Consider the following 21,657-nt stretch of genomic DNA (forward strand, 5'->3'; position numbering starts at 1 on the left):
TTTGCCTTACATATCTTTTATTTTGAAAAAGCTCTCAATATCTCGTTTTTTGCTTCGTCAAGTGTTGTGACATCTATGTCAACATCAAATCCGGCCGTCTTAAGCTCCTGCATAACATACGTAACCTGCGGAGCCGCAAGACCTATAGCCTCAAGTTCCTGTCTGTGTCTGAAAACTTCCTTGGGAACATCGTCAAATGCTACTCTTCCCTTATTCATAACTATTATTCTGTCCACATAATCCGCAACATCGTCCATGCTGTGACTTACAAGTATGATAGTTATGCCGACTTCATCATGAAGCTTCTTCACAAGATTGAGGATATCCTCTCTTCCCTTGGGATCAAGTCCCGCAGTAGGCTCGTCAAGGATAAGGATCTCAGGCTTCATTGCAAGAACGCCGGCTATTGCGACTCTTCTCTTTTGTCCGCCCGAAAGGTCAAACGGTGACTGGTAAAAATAGTCATCGTCAAAGCCAACCTGTTTAAGTGCCTCATAAGCTCTAAGTTCCACTTCCTTCTGAGACAAACCAAGGTTCCTTGGTCCAAAACAAACATCCTTAAAGCAATCCGTTTCAAAAAGCTGGTGCTCGGGATACTGGAAAACAAGTCCCACCTTGGCTCTGAGCGCTTTCCTATCAAACTCGGGATCGCTGATATCTTTTCCGTCAAAATATACCGTACCGCTCGTAGGCTTAACAAGACCGTTCATATGCTGGATCAGCGTTGATTTGCCCGAACCCGTATGCCCTATAAGCCCGATAAATTCGCCCGCATCAATCTTTATATTCACGTCCGTCAGCGCCGCATGCGCCATCGCGGTATCTTCATCATATATATAATTTACATGGTCGAGAATTATAGACATTTCCTTCTCCGTATCATCTCTTTAATTTCTTAAGTTCCTCGACAAACTCCTCTTTTGTGAGAATTCCGTCAGGAAGCGGCAAACCGCTCTTTTTAAGTTCGTGTGCCAAAAGAGTAACCTGCGGAACGCCGAGCCTTAGCTCTTTGAGCTTTTCAACCTGAGAAAAAATCTCTTTAGGCGTGCCCTGCATCTCAACATGCCCTTTATCCATGACAAACACCTTATCGGCGTAAATAACTTCTTCCATATAATGTGTTATGAGAATGACAGTTATTCCTTCAACGCTGTTAAGCGCCCTCGCTGCCCTGATGACATCTTTTCTTCCGTTTGGGTCGAGCATCGCCGTGGGTTCGTCCATGATAATGCACTTTGGATGCATAGCGATAACTCCGGCAATTGAAACTCTCTGTTTCTGGCCACCCGAAAGATGATTGGGTGATGATTTCCTGAATTCAAGCATATTCACCGCTCTAAGGCTCTCATCAACACGCTCCCAGATTTCTTCCGTGGGGACGCCCATATTCTCAGGGCCAAATCCGACATCCTCTTCGACAACCTGTCCGATTATCTGATTGTCGGGATTCTGAAAGATCATTCCGGCTTCCTGCCTGATTTCCCACAGTTTCTCGCCATTTCTCGTGTTCATCCCGTCAACGATAACTTCGCCCTCTGTCGGATACAAAAGAGCGTTGAAATGTTTGGCAAGTGTCGACTTGCCTGATCCGTTGTGTCCGAGAACCGCTATAAACTGTCCGGGTCTGACGTCAATATTGACATCATCGACAGCCCTTGTAATGCCTTCGACATTTCCCTCTTCGTCTCTTCTGATATATTCAAATACAAGTTTATCTGTACGTATCATCTCTTTTTACCTACCATTCGAAATATTATAGCATAAATGTGGTAATATTGATTTATAAAATTAACATCGGAGATTTCCAAATGAACAGTAAATATGTAAAAGATCTTATTCTTCTTTTGGCAATAATCGTTTTTTGTGCCCTCGCCGCAAGACATCTTGCAGGTCACGAAACTCTCGAAGATTACGCCAATTCCCATCTTTCTGTAGAATCACAGGAAAATATCACAGCTTCGGCCACGTTTGATTCAAATCTTGAACAAAGCTCATCAGTTGCCTCTTCCGAAAATACCTCCGGAGCATCGATCAGTGCATCAGAATTATCGACTGAAACGGTCAATTCGAGTGTCATGTCGAGCTCAAACTTACCCGACGATTCAGACGTATATGACACAAGAGTCACATTCGAAGAAGGCTTCTACTACGAGGAAATTCCGGATTCAATTGTATCAAAGATAACAGACGTATCATATCCTCATGATTGCAAAATATCACTTGATGAACTCAGATATTGTGTTGTCAGCTATGTCAATTTTGACGGTGAAGAAAAGGTCGGTGAAATGATCTGCAACAAGGTGATTGCTGACGATGTCATGGAAATTTTCCACGAATTGTATGAGAACGATTATCAAATTGAGAGCATCAGGCTTATCGATGAATTTAACGCTGATGACGAGGCTTCTATGGAAGCAAACAACACATCCTGCTTCAATTATCGTCCCATCGCAAAAGGCCATAAGCTCTCCAAACACTCTCAGGGACTCGCGATTGACTTAAATCCTTTATATAATCCACAGGTAAAGTACAAGAACGGCACAACTACCATAGCTCCCGCTGCCGGCAAGGACTATGCCGACAGGTCTGCCTCTTTTCCATATAAGATCGACAAGGACGATCTTGCCTATAAACTCTTTAGAGAACACGGTTTTACATGGGGAGGAAACTGGAATTCATCTAAAGACTATCAACATTTCGAAAAGAAAATTCGCTAAAAAGTGAAATTGTTCATAATATTCCATATAAAAAACAATCCAAACAGTGTACAATAACTATTAAGCTTCTATAATTTTATCTATTTTTATATCTTAAGGAGACTTATCTAAAATGAAAAAAGGAAAGAGACATACAAAGATCAAAAACAAGCTTTTATTGTTCTTGGTCCCTGCTGTAGTTGCCACTATTCTTATTTTGGTGCTCATTTCAGGATACCTGTCAGGTAAGAGTATGACACAGATGGCAACATCGGCACTTAATTCTTCCATTTCCAATCAGGCAGACAACATTGAGGCATGGCTCGACGAAAATCTCCAGAATTTCTCTACCGTTAAGCAAATGGTCGAAAAAACAAAGCCAACAGATGCACAATTATCTGCTATGATGAACGCTTGCTACGGTTTAAATATCTATTGCAAAAACGGTCCGTATATCGCATCACAAAGCGGTAAAGTCTACAAAGCATCAGAATCCACGAAAGAAACGGGTAATGTCACAGAACAGGAATGGTTCAAACAAGGTATGACCCGCGTAAACATGGTCTATGGTAATACATATAAGGATGCAAACGGCACAAGTGTCATAAGTGCATCAGGTATCATCGATGACGGCTCTTCAGACCTTAAGATTATGGCCGCCGATCTGTCACTTGACCAGATCAGTATTATCGTCAACTCCAAGGTTAAGATGGACCAGGCTGCTTCTTTTCTTGTTGATATAACAGATAACACTATTCTTGCCCATCGTGACAAGAACCGTGTATCAACCAAACTTGACACAAATGACAACGACAGACTTATGGCTGCAATAGCAGGCAAGATTGCCGAGAGAGACTACTCCACCGTTACTCTTGCCAACAATGTAGTTGCATTTAAGCAGATTGCCGGAACCGACTGGGTTCTTATCTCATATATAAGCAAATCGATTGTCATGAAGGACGTGACAAGACTTGTTACCACTCTTATCGTGACAGGAATACTTGCAATTATAGTTATCGTTGTACTTATCAACCTCATGGTTACCAAAGTCATTGCTCCTCTCGGCGGAATCACCAAGAACATTACAGATATGTCAGCCGGTGACTTCACTATCAACGTTAAACACGGAAGAAGTAATGATGAGATTGGTCTCATGGGCGATGAAGTAAATGAATTTGTTCATTCCATGAGGAATATGCTCACTGCTATCAATGCCGAGTCAAAGAGACTCAGAGAGCAGTCCGACAATTCCGATATTGTATCAAAGAGCATGTACGAAGCATCTCAATCGCAGTCAGAAGCTATGAAGAACCTCAATTCAACTGTCGATCAGCTCGCTGTTGCAGTTAACGAGATTGCCCAGAATGCCACAACTCTTGCAATGGTAGTTGCTGACACAAGAGACAATTCAAATCAGGCTAATGAGAGCATGAAAGAAACTGTTGCGATCAGTAAGAAGGGCCGCGACAACATGGAACAGCTTGCCGATGCTATGCAGTACATTAAGAGCAGCAATGACGAGCTTGTTACTTCTATTGACGCTGTAGGAAAAGCTTCCGAAGAGATCACCAATATTGTCGGTCTTATCGCTGAAATTGCCGAGCAGACCAATCTCCTTTCACTTAATGCTTCTATTGAAGCCGCACGTGCCGGTGATTCCGGAAAGGGATTTGCCGTTGTTGCTACCGAGATTGGTAAACTTGCGAAGAACTCTGCAACAAGTGCCGATAACATTGCAAAACTTATCGATGAAGTCAGAAAAGCCATCGACAACGTTGTCGTTCAGGCTCAGACAAGTGCAAAGAATATTGAAAACAACAGCGATCTTATTGATACAGCAGTACAGACATTCGATCAGATCTATCAGAACATTGAAAAATCAAATTCTCTTATCGACCTCATGATCAAAGACGTGCAGAAGGTTGATGATGTTGCAAGCAATGTTGCTGCTATCTCCGAAGAACAGGCTGCAAGCACGGATGAAATCCTCGAAACCAGTCGTAAGATGGTTGAACAGGCTAATAGCATTACTAAGAACAGTCAGGACGTTGCCGACAACTCACACGAGTTGGCAAATACTTCAGAAACGCTTACATCCTATGTTCAGAAGTTCAAGATTTGATAAGGAGATACATATTATGAAAAATCGAATTAAAAGATCAATGGCTTATCTACTATGCGTGATACTGCTATCTCTTTCAATTACAGCTTGTGGCAAGGCAGGCTCCGGATCGGTTTCCGGTAACGGTATAAAAATACTTATGACGCTTCACGCTGACGATGACTCATTCCTAAATACACTTGCCGATTCAATAGTTGCAAAGGGCCAAGAACTTGGCGCAACAATTGATGTCGTATACAGCCAGAAAGATACAGAAACACAGATGCAACAGATAGCAAACGCCGCTTCTGAAGGATATGATGCCATCATATGCAGATTATGTGATACAAGCACCACACTTCAGATGGAGAATGCAGCAGGCAATCTTCCAATTGTATTCATCAACAATGAGCCTGAGATTGACTATCTCAAAAGTGACAAATATGTCTATGTTGGCTCATACGAGCAGGATGCCGGAGAATTCCAGGCAGATTATATCTGGAGCGGTCTCGGAAAACCACCTGCACTTAATGTCATCATCATGGTTGGTGAAAAGATGCATGCAGCTGCTCCAAAGCGTACAAATGCAGTAAAATACTTCTTCCTTGACAATAAGGTCGATGTAAACTATGTATGGGTCGACAACGGTGATTGGGTTGAAGACGTAACATATGCCAAGCTCAATATATTCAAAAAGACAGGACAGTCATTTGATTGTATCATCTGCAATAACGACACTATGGCGATGGGCGCTATCAAATGGATGAAAGAAAACGGATATGATACACACAAGATACTTGTAGCCGGAATCGACGCTACAGACGAGGGATGTGAAGCTGTAAGAAGCGGAGACCTTTATATGACGGTTCTTCAGGATACCGCAGGACAGGGTGCTGCAGCCGTACAAAGTGCTGTTACACTTGCAAAAGGCGGATCGGTTTCATCTGTTTCAGGTGCATCAGATGACCACAAGTATATATGGGTTCCATTTGTTCCCATAACCCCCCAGAATGTGGATCAGTATAAATAAATGACCAATTTACACATCATTTGTTTAAATCGCAAATAAAGGCAATCGAGTAGGAGGAATTTCTCATAAATGAGAAATTCCGACCTCTCACACCACCGTGCGTACCGTTCGGTACACGGCGGTTCAATCAACTTAACAAGTAACACACCTTTCGGTGTAGTAATCTAACATTGAGACTAATCCAAATGAGGTTAGTCTCTTTGTACTTATAGCCTTTTGTACCCATCCATTGTGAGCGAGTCTTGCATATATGTCTCCGCAGTAGGCGATATTATACGCCGCCCATCTTGGTACGTCCAGCTTCATCAAATTCTTAGCTCTATTCTGTGGAGTTTTCCAATGCTTCCAAATACACATACGCAATCTAAAACGAATTCTTGAGTCCATTTCCTTGCAAAGTGTTTTCATACTACCTATCTTGAAGTAGTTTATCCAACCTCTGATGAGCTGATTGAGCTTTTCCACCTTGTAACTGTTGCTAACGCCCCAACTACGGCTAGTAAGTTCTTTCATTCTCTTATTAAACTTTGCTACTGATTTTGCATGCGGCTTTGCCTTAAACTGATGTGCCCTTGAGTCAAAGTAAAATCCAAATCCAAGATATTTAAGTCCTTGTGGTTTGTCCACTTTACTCTTGGTCATGTTGACCTTGAGACCTAGTTTTTCCTCAATGAATCGCGAGATATTTCTCATGACTCTATTAGCAGACATTTCACTTCCGACCATGATGATACAATCGTCTGCGTATCTTACAAAGTTAAGCCCTCGCTTTTCCATCTCCTTATCTAGTTCATTCAACATGATATTCGCCAGTAATGGCGAGAGATTTCCTCCTTGTGGTGTTCCCACAATGGAGTCCTCGTACTCATCATCAATCATGATTCCGCTGACTAGGTACTTTCTAACGATAGAAATAACATCTCCATCTTTTATGGTTCTACCTATGATAGTCATAAGTTTATCGTGATTAACTGTGTCGAAGAACTTTTCCAAATCAATATCTACAATCCAGTCATTACCATTATTCATCATATCGAGCGCTGTTAGGATTGCTTGCTGTGCACATCTATTAGGTCTGAATCCATAACTGTGGTCATGGAATTGTTCCTCATAGATTGGTGTTAATACCTGTGCTATGGCTTGTTGTATGAATCTGTCTGTTACTGTTGGTACTCCTAGGTTTCTGACACCGCCATCAGGCTTTGGTATCTCCACTCTTCGTACTGGCTGAGGTTTATATTTTCTTGTCCTCAACTGTTCCTTGATGATTTCGCCGTTCTTTGCAAGATGTTCCTTGAGTTCTGTGTACTTCATTCCGTCCACTCCCTCTGCACCTTTGTTTCGTACGACTTGCAGATATGCTCTGTTGAGATTATCGCTAGAAAGTATCTGCTCCATTAGACTACTTGTGTCCATGCGTTCTTTCCTTTCCGTCTCGCTTGATTTGACCACCTTTACCCCGATTAATTCGGCAGATGTTGTCATTTCTGCAATACGAGACATACTCAAACTTGTTGATTGTTCACCCCTTCACTCCATCTCCATTACAGAGACTTCTTCGCTACTATGGGTTCGGCTGACTTCTTACAGTTCGTTGTTACTAGGCTAATGAAACCCCTGTGAGACCTCCACGCTTAAGGCGCGCGCTCTTTCTCTCCATATATCCGCCACATTTACTCTGCTACTACAAAAGTGATAGTTATTAGACTTTGTTGCTTTAAGCCAACTTATCTCTCGTAGCCTAGCCTTATATGTGATTCCTGTCCGTCGGACCAGAGATTTGCTTACAGCTTCCTTCAGATTCCACCTCACGATGGACACCCTTGCTGTTCGGCTATACACTTCCCACTATCTGGGCGTGTTTGGGACTTGCACCCGTTAGAGCGCGCCCATGGCGCGCAAACTTAAAAAGAGGTTTCAGAGCATTTGCTCTGAAACCTCTATATTTATGGTTTAAATAATCAAAAGCTATTAAACAAGCTCAAGAACAACCATCATAGCTGCATCGCCTTTTCTCTGACCGATCTTGATGATTCTTGTGTAACCACCCTTACGATCTGCGTACTTAGGTCCGTACTCATCGAAAAGCTTTGCTACAAGGTCAACTTCCTTAGTGTTCTTCTTTCTTCCCTTGTTCTCCTGAGGAACATCAACTACAGGGTAAAGAGTCTTAAGAAGCTGTCTTCTTGCATGCATACGTGTAGGAAGATCCTTCTTGATTTCCTTAGTAACAGTTGTGAACTTAGTAACCTTCTTACCGTCAACAACTTCCTTTACTCTCTTTCCGTCCTTATCCTTCTCAGGAATCTTAACTTCAACGGAAACAGTCTCAAAATTGTCCTTTTCCTTAGCAGCAAGAGTGATCATAGGCTCTACGATCTTCTTGATTTCCTTAGCTCTTGCCTCAGTAGTAACAATCTTTCCATTGTAAAGAAGTGCTGTTACCTGGTTACGAAGAAGTGCTCTTCTGGGCTTTGTTGCTTTTCCAAGCTTTCTGTACATTGCCATGTTATTTTACATCCTTTCTCATTTGCGGAGTTCCCTCCGCTGTAGGTACATCATAAGATGCGCATCGGTCTTACTCTCACAATGCAGTTTTTTGATCCTATGAGAATCCGCTTCAGTACGCATCGGATTTACCTTCCGCGGACATTCATAATTAATAGTTAGTGATATTACTGTTCGCCATCTGACTTAAGTGAAAGTCCAAGCTCATCAAGCTTAGCAAGGACCTCCTCAAGTGACTTACGTCCAAGATTACGAACCTTCATCATATCATCAGAAGTCTTGCTTGCAAGCTCCTGAACGGTATTGATGCCTGCTCTCTTAAGGCAGTTGAATGAACGAACTGAAAGTTCAAGCTCATCAATTGACATTTCGAGAACTTTGCCCTTCTCATCGTCTTCCTTCTCGATCATAACTTCTGCTGTCTTAGCATTCTCAGAAAGGTCGATGAAGAGGCTCAAATGCTCACTGAGTACCTTTGCTGCAAGGCTTACAGCCTCGTCGGGAGCAAGTGTTCCATCAGTGTGAACATCTAATGTAAGCTTATCGAAATCAGTTACCTGACCTACACGAGTGTTCTCGATGGTTATATTTACTCTCTCTACAGGTGTGTAGATAGAATCGATTGCGATAACTCCGATTGGAAGATCGCCTGTCTTATTCTTGTCAGAGCTTACATAACCTCTTCCCTTTGTGATGGTGAGCTCCATGTAGAGCTTAGCATCCTTTCCGGAAAGTGTAGCGATAACCTGATCAGGATTCATGATCTCAATATCCTGGTCCACCTGAATATCTGATGCTCTTACTACTCCTTCGCCGTTGAACTCGATATAAGCTGTCTTAGGTTCGTTAGTATCAGAGGAATTCTTTATAGAAAGATTCTTGATATTCATAATGATCTCAGTTACGTCTTCCTTTACTCCGGGAATAGAACTGAATTCATGCAGCACGCCTTCAATCTTGACCTGACTTACTGCTGCACCAGGTAATGATGAGAGCATAATCCTACGAAGGGAATTGCCCAGTGTAATACCGTAACCTCTTTCAAGAGGCTCTACTACGAATTTACCATATTTCTTATCATCTGAGATTTCAGCAACTTCAATATTTGGTCTTTCAAAATCAAACACTGATATACCCTCCTTATGTGACTAGTTAACAAGTTTCTATTTAATAGATTACTTAGAATACAACTCGACGATAAGCATCTCATCAACAGGAACGTCGATTACTTCTCTTGAAGGAAGTTCCTTTATTGTACCCTTAAGTCCTTCCTTGTTAACGTCAAGCCACTCAGGAACAAGTCTGCTTGCAGTGATTTCTGAAATATCCTTAAATCTCTGAATGTTCTTAGCTGCCTCTTTAACTTCGATGACATCACCGGCCTTAATGAGGTATGAAGGAATGTTGATTACCTTACCATTTACAGTGATGAACTTGTGAAGAACAACCTGTCTAGCTTCTCTTCTTGTTCTTGCAAAGCCCATTCTGAAGATAACGTTATCAAGTCTTGTCTCAAGAATAGTCATAAGGTTGGAACCTGTCTGACCCTTCATTCTGTCTGCTCTGTCGTAGTAATTTCTAAAAGGCTTCTCAAGGACGCCATATATGAATTTAGCCTTCTGCTTCTCGCGGAGCTGAAGTCCATACTCACTCATTTTCTTACCAGCGTTAGCTGATGTTCTCTTAGACTTTTTGTCATATCCAAGAAATGTAGGATCCAGATCAAGTGATCTGCATCTTTTTAATACGGGAACTCTGTTTACTGCCATTTTAGGCTCCTTTCTTTTACTCAGACAACATTCTGTTATCTGATGTTGTTTACAGTGTCATGCACCTTCATCCAACGCGTTAAATACATATATATTTGCACATGTATTCTGCAATGAGAGTAACGCGATATAAAATCGATTATACTCTACGACGCTTGGGAGGTCTGCATCCGTTGTGCGGTACAGGTGTTACATCTGTGATAGATGTAACTGTGAGTCCACTTGCAGCAAGAGCTCTGATAGCAGCTTCTCTTCCTGATCCTGGTCCCTTAACGAATACATCAACAGTCTTAAGGCCGTGAATAAGTGCAGCCTTTGTTGCTGTCTCTGCAGCTACCTGTGCAGCATAAGGAGTAGATTTCCTTGAACCTTTAAATCCGAGACCGCCGGCACTTGCCCAGCTAAGAGCGTTTCCTGCTGCATCTGTCAAAGTAACGATAGTGTTATTGAAAGATGACTGGATGTGCGCCTGTCCGTGTTCAACGTTTTTCTTGACACGTTTCTTTGCAGCTGACTTTTTAGCTGCAGTTGATTTCTGATTTGCCATTTTAAACTAACCTACTTTCTTCCTAATAATTACTGGTTATAATGTTACATCACTGATCTGCCATGCTCAGACATCAAGAAAAATTATTTCTTCTTGTTAGCGATTGTTCTCTTAGGTCCTTTTCTAGTTCTTGCATTTGTCTTAGTTCTCTGACCACGGCAAGGAAGTCCTCTTCTATGACGCATGCCTCTGAAACATCCGATCTCTGTGAGTCTCTTGATGTTCATAGCGATTTCTCTTCTGAGGTCACCTTCTACATCGTAGTCGTTACCGATAATCTCGGCAATTCTCTTTACTTCTTCGTCTGTAAGATCACGAACACGTGTGTCCGGGCTTACTTTTGCTGCTTCAAGAATCTTGTTTGAGCTTGTTCTACCGATTCCGTAGATATATGTCAAACCGATCTCTACTCGCTTATCTCTAGGTAAATCTACACCTGCAATACGAGCCATTTTTTATTCCTCCATAACTTATAAATAATATTACTTGTTTGATTGGGGCCATGATTCACAGCCCAACCGGACAAAGAATGATCCGATCTTTCCAATACACATTGGTATCAAAAAGTAATCCACCTAAACGGCTCGGATTATCCCTGTCTCTGTTTGTGCTTAGGGTTGTCACAGATAACTCTGATAACGCCCTTTCTCTTAATAACCTTGCACTTTTCGCACATAGGCTTAACAGAAGACCTTACTTTCATTGTTACTCCTTTCCTGCATGGTAAACAGATAATGCTTAAAGAAGGGCATAATAACCCCTCTACCTAAAAAGACCATTTGATATCATAACATATCCAAAGTCAATAATCAAGCAGTTTTTTCAGCTTTTTCATAAGATTGTTACGACAATTTTGAATTTCTTTCTTTTTCTTCCTCATGAAGATTAAATGTGGCTTTTCCGCTCTCTTTTGCCTCATAAAGAGCTTCATCCGCCTTCTTATAAAGCTCACTGAAGCTTGCGCAGTCGTTGTCACTGACAATACCGATACTGCATGTAAGACCTGATACCTGATTGATACGTGCAGTCTTAAACTCGTGAAGAATACTTCTGCATCTCTTTTCCGCAAACCCTTCAGGCATCTCGCCCATAACGAGCACCATGAACTCATCGCCACCTATCCTTCCCATGATATCGTAGGGATGGAAATAGCTCTGAAGTATCTCAGAGAACTTCTTAAGCACGTTATCACCCGTCTGATGGCCGTATGTATCATTTACTTCCTTGAAATTATCAAGGTCAAAGATAAACAGAATGCATCTTGCACCGGGTTTTCTTTTCTTAAGGTATTCATTACATTTCTCTTCAAAAGAAAGCTTGTTGTAAATACCCGTAAGAAGATCTGTAGTACTCTTTCTTTCGAGGATACGTCTGTCTTCACCTTTATTTATCGCTAGATCGACTATCTCAAAATAGCTGAACAGCGACGCGATGATGGCAACGCCCGCAACAAACAAATCTCTTTTTACACCATAATGGGGACGGATCATAGAATCCATTATGCAATATATGATGGTAAGTACGATCTTGTACACCGTAGTGGCCAAAAAAGTATCCATATATACCGCAGTTATCACGATAATGGCACAAGGGAACACAATACACCTTGATGTCATGTTCATAATAATATCAGCATAGGAGTAAGCAAGAATCATCACTCCATAAAAAAAGAAGGAATACATTCTAGATAATTTGAAGCTCTCAGATATATTACTAAGAAAAACTTTCTGTACTAAATGTATTCCAACAAGAACAAACAATATTGCAATTAGAAAAAAACAAAAATAATAACTTCCCGAAAACAGTAAAATAAGAAATAGCAGGAACGCGCTAACACCGGATAAAAACATCACAGTGTCAGCAGTGTTTCGGATATTATCCTCCGCTATCTTATTCTTGTTATAATGTATGAACGAAATACTATCGAAATGCCTATCCAGAATTTTTTGTATCATAAATCCCTCACACACGTACCGTTATTAGATTATTATATTACTTGTCTCTCCAAATAATTCTTCCTTTTGTAAGATCATATGGTGATAACTCAAGTGTTACCTTATCACCGGGTAAAATTCTGATAAAGTTCTGGCGAAGCTTACCGCTTATATGTGCCAACACAACGTGTCCGTTTTCAAGTTCAACCTGGAACATTGTATTGGGAAGCTTCTCAATTACCTTTCCTTCAATTTCAATTACATCAGCCTTTGACATCTACATCTCCTCTTAATTTACAACTATATTAAAGTTAATATCTCCGGTTCACCATCCGTGATGGCTATTGTATTCTCATAATGTGCTGCAAGTGACCCGTCAAGTGTGACAACAGTCCAGTCATCCTCAAGCCAGCCTATCTTGCGGCTTCCCATTGTTATCATGGGCTCGACGCATATGGTCATACCTTTTTGAAGTTTCACACCTCTTGTCAGTTTCCTGAAGTTAGGCACCATGGGATCTTCATGTAAACTTGTTCCGATCCCGTGACCTGTAAGTTCCCTTACAATGCCGTAACCGTGTGGTCTGATATATTTATCGATAGCAGCGGAAATATCGTGAAGTCTGTTTCCCGCTTTAGCTTTCTTAATTCCTTCAAAAAAGCTTTCTCTGGTGACATCGATAAGTTTCTGCGCTTCATCGCTTATCTTACCGACGCCCCATGTTCTCGCCGCATCAGAATGAAAACCTTTATATATGAGTCCTGTGTCGAAAGAAACAATGTCTCCTTCCTGCAGGATTCGCTCACTGCTAGGTATTCCGTGAACTACTTCATTGTTCACCGAAATGCACACAGAAGCAGGAAATCCTTCGTAATCTTTGCAATTCGGAATCCCGCCCAGAGCACGGATAGTTCTCTCACCAATCTCATCAAGCTCAAGAGTTGATATACCGGGTCTGAGAGCAGCATGCAGTTCTTCATGAACCTTTGCCAATAGATGCCCTGACTGTCGCATAAGATTGATTTCTTCATCTGTTTTGATACTTATAGCCATTTTAACACACCAGATTATGCATTCAATATGCTAACAATATCACTGAAGACTTCCTGCATATCCTTTGTTCCGTCTACAGTCTTCAAAATACTCTTTTTCTCATAGTAATCAATAAGCGGCTGAGTCTGCTCATGATAAACCTTAAGTCTGTTCTGAACTGTCTCAGGCTTGTCATCATCTCTCTGAACAAGCTCGCTACCGCACTTATCACAGATTCCGTCTTTCTGTGGTTTAATATGTTCAATATGATAGGTTGCGCCACACTTCAGACAAGCTCTTCTGCCTGACATTCTGCGAACGATATTCTCATCGGGAACGTCAACATTGATAGCGTAATCAACCTTATCACCAAGCTTTGTAAGTTCTGAATCAAGAACATCAGCCTGGGGAATTGTGCGAGGAAAACCATCAAGTACGTATCCGTTCTTGCAGTCATCATTTGCTACTCTGTCAAGAAGAAGCTCAACTGTAAGCTCATCGGGAACAAGCTGTCCCTTATCCATGAATTCCTTGGCTTTCTTACCAAGTTCTGTTCCGTTCTTGATGTTGGCTCTGAAAATATCTCCTGTTGAGATATGCGGAATGTTGAACTTTTCCGCGATCATCTGAGCCTGTGTGCCTTTTCCCGCACCGGGTGCACCCAACATAATAATCTTCATACTCTAATCCCTTCCATAAAGTAGAAACAAGAGGTTGCAGGGCCCACTGCGAGAGTAGGTCCCTGTACCTCTTTCATTAATTTTTTAATCAGTCTTCCAAAAATCCCTTGTAATTACGTACAAGCATCTGTGACTCAATCTGTTTTATAGTTTCAAGTATAACACTTACCACGATGATAAGGCTAGTACCACCGAATGAAACACTTGCCTTGAACATACCACTGAAGAAGTAAGGAATTATTGCAATAAGAATAAGTCCGCATGCTCCGATAAAGATGATATAGTTCAAAATGCTTGTAAGATAATCGCTTGTAGGCTTTCCGGGTCTGATTCCCGGTATGAAACCGCCCTGCTTCTTCATATTATCTGCAATCTCAATAGGATTGAAGGTAATTGATGTATAGAAATACGCGAAGAAGATAAGCAATAATATGTATACTACAAGACCAATGGAATACTCCCAATGGTTTGGATCAAACCAATTGTCCTGTCTTAAATATTCCAATATCGTTGCCCAAACGCCCGGTCCCTTATAACCTGTGAAATAAGTTATAACGCTGGGAAACTGGAACAATGACATTGCAAAAATGATAGGCATAACGCCCGCTGTGCTGACCTTAAGCGGAATCTCCGAACGATTTCCACCATAAGTTCTTCTACCCTGAATCTTCTTTGCATACTGAACAGGGATTCTGCGCTCTGCGCCGTTAAGAACTACGATCAGTACTACCAATGCAATAATAACCGCTATAATTATTACAGCTGATACTACTCCCCTTGCAATAGGCTTCCCACTCACAAAACGCTCGAAAAGCGAATGAAGATCTGACGGAATTCTTGAAAGAATGTTGATCGTCAGAACTATAGAAATACCATTCCCAACACCGTTTTCCGTGATTCGTTCACCAATCCACATGAGGAATGCACTACCTGCTGTAAATGCAACTACAACCTGAATTGCCAAGAAGATTGATTTATCTGCAAGGGAATCGCCTTTGTAGAAATTAACAGCCATTGCAATGGACTCGATAAGTGCCAAAACTACAGTAATGTATCTTGTCATTGCTGTAAGTTTCTTTCTTCCATCTTCTCCATCCTTCTGCCACTCCTCAAACTTGGGAATAGCAATTGTAAGAAGCTGAACAATAATGGAAGATGTGATATAAGGTGTGATATTGAGAGCCAGGATTGAAGCATGCTCAAACGATCCACCTGTAAATCGATCCACAAAGCCAAACGCATCGTTACCGCTCTTTAAACTTTCAAACCAGCTCTTAAAACGCTGGACATCGATTCCGGGAACCGGAATTGTTGTTCCAAATCTGATAACAGCAAGCATTGCAAGAGTAAAGAGAAGTTTCAATCTGATTTCTTTGACTTTTAATGCATTCATTAGGGACTTAAACATTAGATCACCTCTGTTGTTCCACCAAGTGCCTCGATTTTCTCTTTTGCTGCTGCGCTGAACGCATTTGCTTTAACCGTAAGCTTCTTGGTAAATTCTCCGTTTCCAAGAATCTTTACACCATCAAGCTCTTTCTTGATGATTCCCTGATCCTTGAGTGCCTGAACATCTACAACTGCTCCGTTATCAAATACTTCAAGAGCGCTTACGTTAATTCCTACGATGTTTTTATGATTGATATTCTTGAAGCCTCTCTTAGGAAGTCTTCTGAAAAGTGGCATCTGTCCACCTTCGAAGCCAAGTCTGGGAGCACCTGAACGAGCCTTCTGACCCTTGTGTCCCTTACCTGCGGTCTTGCCGTTTCCTGAAGCATGACCACGGCCTCTTCTAAAATTATCGCTCTGTACAGAACCTTCAGCAGGTCTTAAGTTTGATAATTCCATGATAATCCTCCTTTATTTAACTCCGGAGCTTATACCGCTACACGCAATAAGCATCGCTGCTTACCACTCGCGCATACATACTGCAGCTCCGGATACCATTTACTTTTGCTTTTGAGATTAGATCTCTTCTACCTTTACAAGGTGTCTGATCTGCTGAATCTGTCCTCTTGTTGCGGAATTATCAGGAAGTTCAACAGAGCTGTTAAGTTTCTTAAATCCCATTGATTTTACTGTTGCCACCTGCTTAGGAATAGCACCGATAGTGGACTTAACCAATGTGATCTTAAGCTTTTTCTCGTTTGCCATTGATTTATACTCCTTATTTACTAAACCTTAAGCTGTTACTTCAGCAACGGACTTACCGCGCTTAGCAGCAACTTCTTCAGGTGTCTTCAACTGAGCAAGACCGCTGATTGTTGCATAAACAACGTTCTGCTTGTTGTTTGAACCAAGTGACTTTGTTCTGATGTTTCTGATACCTGCATACTCACATACCAAACGAGCAGGACCTCCTGCGATGATACCGGTACCTTCAGGTGATCTCTTAAGTAATACTTCAGCAGAGCCGAACTTACCTACGAAATCGTGTGTAATACTGTTGTTCTCATCAAGAGGAACAGTAATGAGGTTCTTAGTAGCATCTTCCTTACCCTTACGGATTGCATCCGGGATTTCAGTAGACTTACCAAGACCTACGCCAACGTGTCCATTCTTATCACCAACTACTACAAGTGCTGTGAACTTCATGTTACGTCCACCCTTAACAACCTTAGTAACGCGCTTGATGGTAACAACTTTATCTGTCAATTCGAGCTGACTTGCATCAACTATTGTACGCTTCATTTGTGTTTTCTCCCTTCTTAGAATTCAAGGCCAGCTTCTCTGGCAGCATCAGCAAGAGCTTTAACTTTTCCGTGGTAGATATAACCACCTCTGTCAAATACAACAGCCTTGATGCCCTTTTCCAATGCTCTCTTTGCTACAATATCACCAACTTTTGTAGCAGCTTCAATATCGTCTGTATTCTTGAGTTCTGCCTTGATGTCTTTTTCAAGAGTAGAAGCAGATACAATTGTCTTGCCGGCTACATCATCAATAACCTGTGCATATACATGACTATTGCTTCTAAATACTGCTAAACGTGGTCTCTCAGCTGTACCGCTGAAACGATTACGAATCTTCATATGCTTCTTAGCACGAATTTTCTGTCTTGATTCTTTACTAACCATTTTGCACTCTCCTTATCTTATTACTTCTTACCTGTCTTACCAACCTTACGCTTGATAACTTCATCAACATACTTGATTCCCTTGCCCTTATAAGGTTCAGGAGCTCTCTTCTCTCTGATGATTGCAGCGTGCTGGCCAACAGCCTCTTTGTCGATTCCCTTAACAGTGATTATCTGTCCCTCAACTACTGTCTCTACTCCTTCAGGATCAGCAAGTTCTACGGGGTGAGAATAACCAAGTGTAAGAGAGAGTGTCTTGCCATTCTTAGCAGCTCTGTAACCTACACCGTTAACCTCGAGCTTCTTCTCGAAACCATCTGTAACACCAACTACCATGTTGTTAAGAAGGCTTCTTGAAAGACCGTGTAATGCTCTTGTCTTCTTCTGATCGTCAGGTCTCTTAACTTCGATCTGACCATCTGCCTGTGAGAAAGAAATCTCAGCAGGGAAAACTCTTGTAAGGGTTCCCTTAGGTCCCTTAACAGTCACCTTATTATTTTCTGCAACTTCTACTGTTACTCCAGCAGGAACTGCGATTGGCATTTTTCCAATTCGTGACATGCCCGTACCTCCAATTTACCAAATGAATGCAAGAACTTCGCCACCAACCTGCAGCTCTCTTGCTTTTTTGTCAGTTACAACTCCCTGGTTTGTTGAAATGATTGCGATACCAAGTCCGCCCAATACTCTGGGAAGCTCGTCCTTGCCTGCGTATACACGAAGACCGGGCTTTGAGATTCTCTTAAGACCTGTAATTACCTTGTCATTTCTATCAGCGCCATACTTAAGAGTGATGTGAAGATTCTTAAAAGCTCCGTCCTCAACAACATCAAGCTTCTTAATATAACCTTCGTCAAGAAGAATGTTTGCAATTGCAAGCTTCATCTTTGAAGAAGGAACGTCAACTGTGTCATGCTTTGCAGCGTTTGCGTTACGAATTCTTGTAAGCATATCTGCAATAGGATCGTTCATTGCCATTTTAAATTGCCTCCTTAATTATTTTTGCTTCGCCTTACTACTCCCCGAATTGAGCAGAGACACGAAGCCGCAATGCGCGCTTATGTGTTTCTCTATTTTTTAATTATACGAAGAATAATAACTTTGTAAATATGCGGTTTCCATCCTGAACCGCTTATATTACATCCCCCAAAAGGGGGAATTCTACAGAATTACCAAGATGCTTTACGTACTCCCGGAATTTCGCCCTTGTATGCAAGCTCACGGAAGCAAATTCTGCAGATTCCGTACTTTCTAAGATAAGCATGAGGACGACCACAGATCTTACAACGATTGTACTCACGTGTAGAGAACTTGGGCTTCATCTGCTGTTTCAACTTCATGGATAATTTAGCCATGTGTGCATTTCCCTCCTATTATTACTTTGCAAAAGGCATATTGAACAGTGTGAGAAGCTCACGAGCCTCTTCATCTGTCTTAGCTGTTGTTGTGAAAATGATATCCATACCTCTTGTCTTGTCAATCTTATCATACTCGATTTCAGGGAAGATAAGCTGCTCCTTGATACCAAGTGCATAGTTTCCTCTTCCGTCGAATGAGTTAGGGTTGATTCCTCTAAAGTCACGTACACGAGGAAGTGCGAGGTTTACAAGACGATCAAGGAAATCGTACATCTTGTCGCCACGAAGTGTAACCTTACATCCGATAGGCATACCCTCTCTCAATTTGAAGTTAGCGATTGACTTCTTAGCCTTTGTGTAAACAGGCTTCTGACCAGAAATAATAGCCATATCATTTGCAGCGTTCTCGAGAAGCTTAGCGTTTTCCTTAGCTTCACCAACTGCCATATTGATAACGATCTTGTCAAGCTTAGGCACCTGCATTACGTTCTTGTAACCGAACTTCTTTGTCATAGCATCAACGATCTCGTTTTTGTATAAATCCTTATATCTACTCAACGTTAAATACCTCCTTCCTTAATTAGTCGATAACCTCACCGGTCTTTTTTGCGATGCGGTTCTTCTTTACAACCTTACCATTCTCATCCTTCTCAACCTTGAATCCGATTCTGGTAGGTTTTCCTTTGTGAAGATACATAACGTTGGAGATATCAAGAGCTGCTTCGCTCTCTACAATTCCGCCATTGGGGTTCTTAGCAGAAGGCTTCTCATGCTTAGTTACCTTGTTGAGACCCTCTACAACAACCTTTCCGTTCTTTGTATCAACAGAAAGGACTTTTCCTTCCTTGTCGATTTCTCTTCCGGCGATAACCTTAACCATATCGCCCTTCTTAATCTTACTTGTTGACATCTGGGCGCCTCCTTATAATACTTCCGGAGCAAGAGAAAGAATCTTCATGAACTTTTTCTCACGAAGCTCTCTGGCTACGGGTCCAAAAATACGTGTTCCCTTAGGCGTACCATCTTCATTGATAACAACAGCAGCGTTTTCATCAAATCTGATGTAGGAACCGTCCTTACGACGTGTCTCTTTTACAGTACGAACGACAACAGCCTTAACAACATCACCCTTCTTTACAACTCCACCGGGTGTTGCTTCTTTTACAGATGCAACGATTGTGTCGCCGATTCTCGCATATCTTCTTGTAGATCCACCCATAACACGGATTGTAAGAAGCTCTTTTGCACCAGTGTTATCAGCGACTCTAAGTCTACTTTCCTGCTGAATCATGATATTTCTCCTTTTTTTGTATTACTTTGCACGTTCAATAATGGATACAAGTCTCCATCTCTTATCCTTGGAGATAGGCTTTGTCTCCATGACTTTAACTGTGTCACCAATACGGCACTCATTATTCTCGTCATGAGCCTTAAGCTTATATGTTCTCTTCACGATCTTCTTGTAAAGAGGATGCTTCACATGGTCCTCAATGGAAACTGTGATGGTCTTGTCCATCTTATCGCTTGTTACTTTTCCAACACGCGTTTTTCTTAAATTTCTTTCCACGATCATTTCTCCTTTTTAAACCAAGCAAAAGGCTTAGTTAGCAGCCTTAGCATTCTGTGTGATTACAGTCTGGATTCTTGCAATATTTCTTCTTACTTCTTTAATTCTTGCTGTATTATCCAGCTGGTTTGTAGCGTTCTGGAATTTTAAATTGAAAAGTTCCTTTTTAGCTGATACAAGCTCAGTCTGAAGTTCATCAGCAGTCTTAGCTTTCAGCTCGTCTACATACTTATTAGTTTTCATTAGATACACCGCCTTCCAAATCAGCCTTTGAAACGATCTTGCACTTGCAAGGAAGCTTATGTGTTGCAAGACGAAGAGCTTCTCTTGCGTCGGCCTCGGCAACTCCACCGATTTCGAACATTACACGACCGGGCTTAACAACAGCTACCCATCTATCAACAGCACCCTTACCGGATCCCATACGAGTTCCGAGAGGCTTTAATGTGATAGGCTTGTCAGGGAAAATCTTAATCCAAACCTGACCACCACGCTTGATGAAACGTGTCATAGCAACACGGGCTGCCTCAATCTGGTTTGAATTGATCCAGCAAGGCTCAAGCGCAACAATTCCAAATTCACCGTAAGTGATCTTTGTACCACGAGTAATTTTATGAGCCATTGAACCGCGGAACTGCTTGCGGTGCTTAACTCTCTTCGGCATTAACATTATTTATCGCTCCCTTCCTTATCTGAATTCTCACCTGCTTTGGTCGGAAGTACTTCACCCTTGTAGATCCATACCTTAACACCAACCTTACCGTAGGTTGTATCTGCTTCTGCAAATCCATAATCAATATCTGCTCTGAGTGTCTGAAGAGGAATAGTTCCCTCGCTGTAGAACTCTGAACGAGCGATATCTGCTCCACCAAGACGGCCTGAGCAGCAAGCCTTGATACCAAGAGCATCTGTCTTCATTGTTCTGCTCATGCAAGACTTCATAGCTCTTCTGAATGATACACGGTTCTCAAGCTGCTGAGCAATGTTCTCTGCAACAAGCTGTGCATCCTTATCGGGCTTCTTGATCTCTTTGATATCAACAAGAACCTTCTTATCTGTAAGCTTTGAAAGTTCCTTCTTAGTTACCTCGATCTCAGCACCACCCTTACCGATAACAACACCGGGCTTAGCTGTGTAAACGATAACTTTTACTCTATCTGATGCTCTCTCGATCTCGATCTTAGAAACACCAGCTGCATATAACTTCTTCTTCAGAAATTTTCTGATATTGTAATCTTCTACAAGATTATTGGCGAAATCGCCAGATTCAGCGTACCACTTGGAATCCCAATCAGCGATAACACCGACTCTGAGTCCATGAGGATTAACTTTCTGTCCCATTCTTCGCTTCTCCTTTCA

The 21,657-nt window shown here is 41.7% G+C and carries 31 protein-coding genes; 3 read left to right on the forward strand and 28 right to left on the reverse strand.

The genetic code is table 11. The features are described 5' to 3' along the window. Nucleotides 1-17: 17 nt before the first annotated feature. Both DL92_RS0107745 and DL92_RS0107750 read right to left on the reverse strand, forming a co-directional pair. Entirely contained in the window at nucleotides 18-866 is an 849-nt protein-coding gene (locus DL92_RS0107745; protein WP_026667347.1) for an energy-coupling factor transporter ATPase, read from the reverse strand. A 13-nt stretch (nucleotides 867-879) separates the two neighbouring features. Next, a complete protein-coding gene (locus DL92_RS0107750) occupies nucleotides 880-1,728 on the reverse strand; it encodes an energy-coupling factor transporter ATPase (RefSeq protein ID WP_026655601.1) in 849 nt (282 codons plus the stop codon). 80 nt (nucleotides 1,729-1,808) lie between these two features. Between DL92_RS0107750 and DL92_RS0107755 the strand changes: the two genes are divergently transcribed. From DL92_RS0107755 to DL92_RS0107765, 3 genes are all read left to right on the forward strand, one after another. Then, nucleotides 1,809-2,717, forward strand: a complete 909-nt coding sequence (locus tag DL92_RS0107755; RefSeq protein WP_026667348.1) for a M15 family metallopeptidase — start codon at nucleotides 1,809-1,811, stop codon at nucleotides 2,715-2,717. 112 nt (nucleotides 2,718-2,829) lie between these two features. Then, a complete protein-coding gene (locus DL92_RS0107760) occupies nucleotides 2,830-4,818 on the forward strand; it encodes a methyl-accepting chemotaxis protein (RefSeq protein ID WP_026667349.1) in 1,989 nt (662 codons plus the stop codon). 16 nt (nucleotides 4,819-4,834) lie between these two features. Continuing rightward, complete coding sequence (locus tag DL92_RS0107765) at nucleotides 4,835-5,827, forward strand: substrate-binding domain-containing protein (RefSeq protein WP_026667350.1); 993 nt, start codon at nucleotides 4,835-4,837, stop codon at nucleotides 5,825-5,827. 132 nt (nucleotides 5,828-5,959) lie between these two features. Here DL92_RS0107765 and ltrA read toward each other — a convergent pair whose 3' ends face one another. The 26 genes from ltrA to rpsC all read right to left on the reverse strand — a co-directional run bounded on the left by ltrA (nucleotide 5,960) and on the right by rpsC (nucleotide 21,639). Then, the gene (ltrA, locus tag DL92_RS0107770) at nucleotides 5,960-7,243 is read right to left on the reverse strand and encodes a group II intron reverse transcriptase/maturase (protein ID WP_026667351.1); all 1,284 of its coding nucleotides are present in this window, start codon (nucleotides 7,241-7,243) and stop codon (nucleotides 5,960-5,962) included. Nucleotides 7,244-7,798: 555 nt separating this feature from the next. Beyond that, nucleotides 7,799-8,335, reverse strand: a complete 537-nt coding sequence (locus DL92_RS0107775; RefSeq protein ID WP_026655605.1) for a bL17 family ribosomal protein — start codon at nucleotides 8,333-8,335, stop codon at nucleotides 7,799-7,801. Nucleotides 8,336-8,502: 167 nt separating this feature from the next. Beyond that, a complete protein-coding gene (locus tag DL92_RS0107780; protein ID WP_026655607.1) occupies nucleotides 8,503-9,462 on the reverse strand; it encodes a DNA-directed RNA polymerase subunit alpha in 960 nt (319 codons plus the stop codon). Nucleotides 9,463-9,510: 48 nt separating this feature from the next. Continuing rightward, on the reverse strand, nucleotides 9,511-10,104 hold the full coding sequence (rpsD, locus tag DL92_RS0107785) for a 30S ribosomal protein S4 (protein ID WP_026655608.1): 594 nt from the start codon (nucleotides 10,102-10,104) through the stop codon (nucleotides 9,511-9,513). A gap of 139 nt (nucleotides 10,105-10,243) precedes the next feature. Beyond that, nucleotides 10,244-10,651, reverse strand: coding sequence for a 30S ribosomal protein S11 (gene rpsK, locus DL92_RS0107790; protein ID WP_026655609.1), 408 nt, complete (start codon nucleotides 10,649-10,651; stop codon nucleotides 10,244-10,246). A gap of 83 nt (nucleotides 10,652-10,734) precedes the next feature. Then, on the reverse strand, nucleotides 10,735-11,103 hold the full coding sequence (gene rpsM, locus DL92_RS0107795) for a 30S ribosomal protein S13 (protein ID WP_026667352.1): 369 nt from the start codon (nucleotides 11,101-11,103) through the stop codon (nucleotides 10,735-10,737). 137 nt (nucleotides 11,104-11,240) lie between these two features. Continuing rightward, nucleotides 11,241-11,354, reverse strand: a complete 114-nt coding sequence (gene rpmJ, locus DL92_RS0107800; protein WP_013280022.1) for a 50S ribosomal protein L36 — start codon at nucleotides 11,352-11,354, stop codon at nucleotides 11,241-11,243. Nucleotides 11,355-11,493: 139 nt separating this feature from the next. Further along, entirely contained in the window at nucleotides 11,494-12,273 is a 780-nt protein-coding gene (locus tag DL92_RS20180) for a GGDEF domain-containing protein (protein ID WP_185750418.1), read from the reverse strand. 370 nt (nucleotides 12,274-12,643) lie between these two features. Beyond that, a complete protein-coding gene (infA, locus tag DL92_RS0107810; protein ID WP_013280019.1) occupies nucleotides 12,644-12,862 on the reverse strand; it encodes a translation initiation factor IF-1 in 219 nt (72 codons plus the stop codon). Between the two features lie 23 nt (nucleotides 12,863-12,885). Then, nucleotides 12,886-13,638 carry a type I methionyl aminopeptidase gene (map, locus tag DL92_RS0107815; protein ID WP_026655612.1) on the reverse strand — a complete coding sequence of 251 codons (753 nt, stop codon included), beginning with the start codon at nucleotides 13,636-13,638 and terminating at the stop codon, nucleotides 12,886-12,888. Between the two features lie 14 nt (nucleotides 13,639-13,652). Further along, a complete protein-coding gene (locus DL92_RS0107820; RefSeq protein ID WP_026655614.1) occupies nucleotides 13,653-14,297 on the reverse strand; it encodes an adenylate kinase in 645 nt (214 codons plus the stop codon). 88 nt (nucleotides 14,298-14,385) lie between these two features. Next, nucleotides 14,386-15,705 (reverse strand): preprotein translocase subunit SecY, encoded by a 1,320-nt coding sequence (gene secY, locus DL92_RS0107825; protein WP_026667353.1) that lies wholly within the window; start codon nucleotides 15,703-15,705, stop codon nucleotides 14,386-14,388. Then, nucleotides 15,705-16,145, reverse strand: coding sequence for a 50S ribosomal protein L15 (rplO, locus tag DL92_RS0107830; RefSeq protein ID WP_026655616.1), 441 nt, complete (start codon nucleotides 16,143-16,145; stop codon nucleotides 15,705-15,707). Before rplO ends, secY begins: the two co-directional genes overlap by 1 nt. 117 nt (nucleotides 16,146-16,262) lie before the next feature. Continuing rightward, entirely contained in the window at nucleotides 16,263-16,451 is a 189-nt protein-coding gene (gene rpmD, locus DL92_RS0107835) for a 50S ribosomal protein L30 (RefSeq protein WP_026655617.1), read from the reverse strand. Nucleotides 16,452-16,478: 27 nt separating this feature from the next. Beyond that, nucleotides 16,479-16,988 (reverse strand): 30S ribosomal protein S5, encoded by a 510-nt coding sequence (gene rpsE / locus DL92_RS0107840; protein ID WP_026655618.1) that lies wholly within the window; start codon nucleotides 16,986-16,988, stop codon nucleotides 16,479-16,481. 17 nt (nucleotides 16,989-17,005) lie between these two features. Further along, nucleotides 17,006-17,374, reverse strand: a complete 369-nt coding sequence (gene rplR / locus DL92_RS0107845) for a 50S ribosomal protein L18 (RefSeq protein WP_026515603.1) — start codon at nucleotides 17,372-17,374, stop codon at nucleotides 17,006-17,008. Nucleotides 17,375-17,394: 20 nt separating this feature from the next. After that, nucleotides 17,395-17,934 carry a 50S ribosomal protein L6 gene (rplF, locus tag DL92_RS0107850; protein ID WP_026655620.1) on the reverse strand — a complete coding sequence of 180 codons (540 nt, stop codon included), beginning with the start codon at nucleotides 17,932-17,934 and terminating at the stop codon, nucleotides 17,395-17,397. A 15-nt stretch (nucleotides 17,935-17,949) separates the two neighbouring features. Then, on the reverse strand, nucleotides 17,950-18,351 hold the full coding sequence (rpsH, locus tag DL92_RS0107855) for a 30S ribosomal protein S8 (RefSeq protein WP_026655621.1): 402 nt from the start codon (nucleotides 18,349-18,351) through the stop codon (nucleotides 17,950-17,952). Nucleotides 18,352-18,542: 191 nt separating this feature from the next. Further along, nucleotides 18,543-18,728 carry a type Z 30S ribosomal protein S14 gene (locus DL92_RS0107860; RefSeq protein WP_026515606.1) on the reverse strand — a complete coding sequence of 62 codons (186 nt, stop codon included), beginning with the start codon at nucleotides 18,726-18,728 and terminating at the stop codon, nucleotides 18,543-18,545. A gap of 21 nt (nucleotides 18,729-18,749) precedes the next feature. After that, on the reverse strand, nucleotides 18,750-19,289 hold the full coding sequence (gene rplE, locus DL92_RS0107865) for a 50S ribosomal protein L5 (RefSeq protein ID WP_026515607.1): 540 nt from the start codon (nucleotides 19,287-19,289) through the stop codon (nucleotides 18,750-18,752). 22 nt (nucleotides 19,290-19,311) lie between these two features. After that, nucleotides 19,312-19,641, reverse strand: a complete 330-nt coding sequence (gene rplX / locus DL92_RS0107870) for a 50S ribosomal protein L24 (protein ID WP_026655622.1) — start codon at nucleotides 19,639-19,641, stop codon at nucleotides 19,312-19,314. Between the two features lie 12 nt (nucleotides 19,642-19,653). Continuing rightward, entirely contained in the window at nucleotides 19,654-20,022 is a 369-nt protein-coding gene (gene rplN, locus DL92_RS0107875; protein WP_022764361.1) for a 50S ribosomal protein L14, read from the reverse strand. A 21-nt stretch (nucleotides 20,023-20,043) separates the two neighbouring features. Next, nucleotides 20,044-20,298: a 30S ribosomal protein S17 gene (rpsQ, locus tag DL92_RS0107880; RefSeq protein WP_013280005.1), complete on the reverse strand. Its 255-nt coding sequence runs from the start codon at nucleotides 20,296-20,298 to the stop codon at nucleotides 20,044-20,046. A gap of 33 nt (nucleotides 20,299-20,331) precedes the next feature. Next, the gene (gene rpmC / locus DL92_RS0107885; RefSeq protein WP_026515609.1) at nucleotides 20,332-20,541 is read right to left on the reverse strand and encodes a 50S ribosomal protein L29; all 210 of its coding nucleotides are present in this window, start codon (nucleotides 20,539-20,541) and stop codon (nucleotides 20,332-20,334) included. Continuing rightward, nucleotides 20,531-20,968: a 50S ribosomal protein L16 gene (gene rplP, locus DL92_RS0107890; RefSeq protein WP_026655623.1), complete on the reverse strand. Its 438-nt coding sequence runs from the start codon at nucleotides 20,966-20,968 to the stop codon at nucleotides 20,531-20,533. Before rplP ends, rpmC begins: the two co-directional genes overlap by 11 nt. After that, nucleotides 20,968-21,639, reverse strand: a complete 672-nt coding sequence (gene rpsC / locus DL92_RS0107895) for a 30S ribosomal protein S3 (RefSeq protein ID WP_022778093.1) — start codon at nucleotides 21,637-21,639, stop codon at nucleotides 20,968-20,970. Before rpsC ends, rplP begins: the two co-directional genes overlap by 1 nt. Between the last annotated feature and the right edge of the window lie 18 nt (nucleotides 21,640-21,657).

This window comes from Butyrivibrio sp. AE2005, from assembly GCF_000686965.1.
GTDB lineage: Bacteria > Bacillota > Clostridia > Lachnospirales > Lachnospiraceae > Butyrivibrio > Butyrivibrio hungatei_A.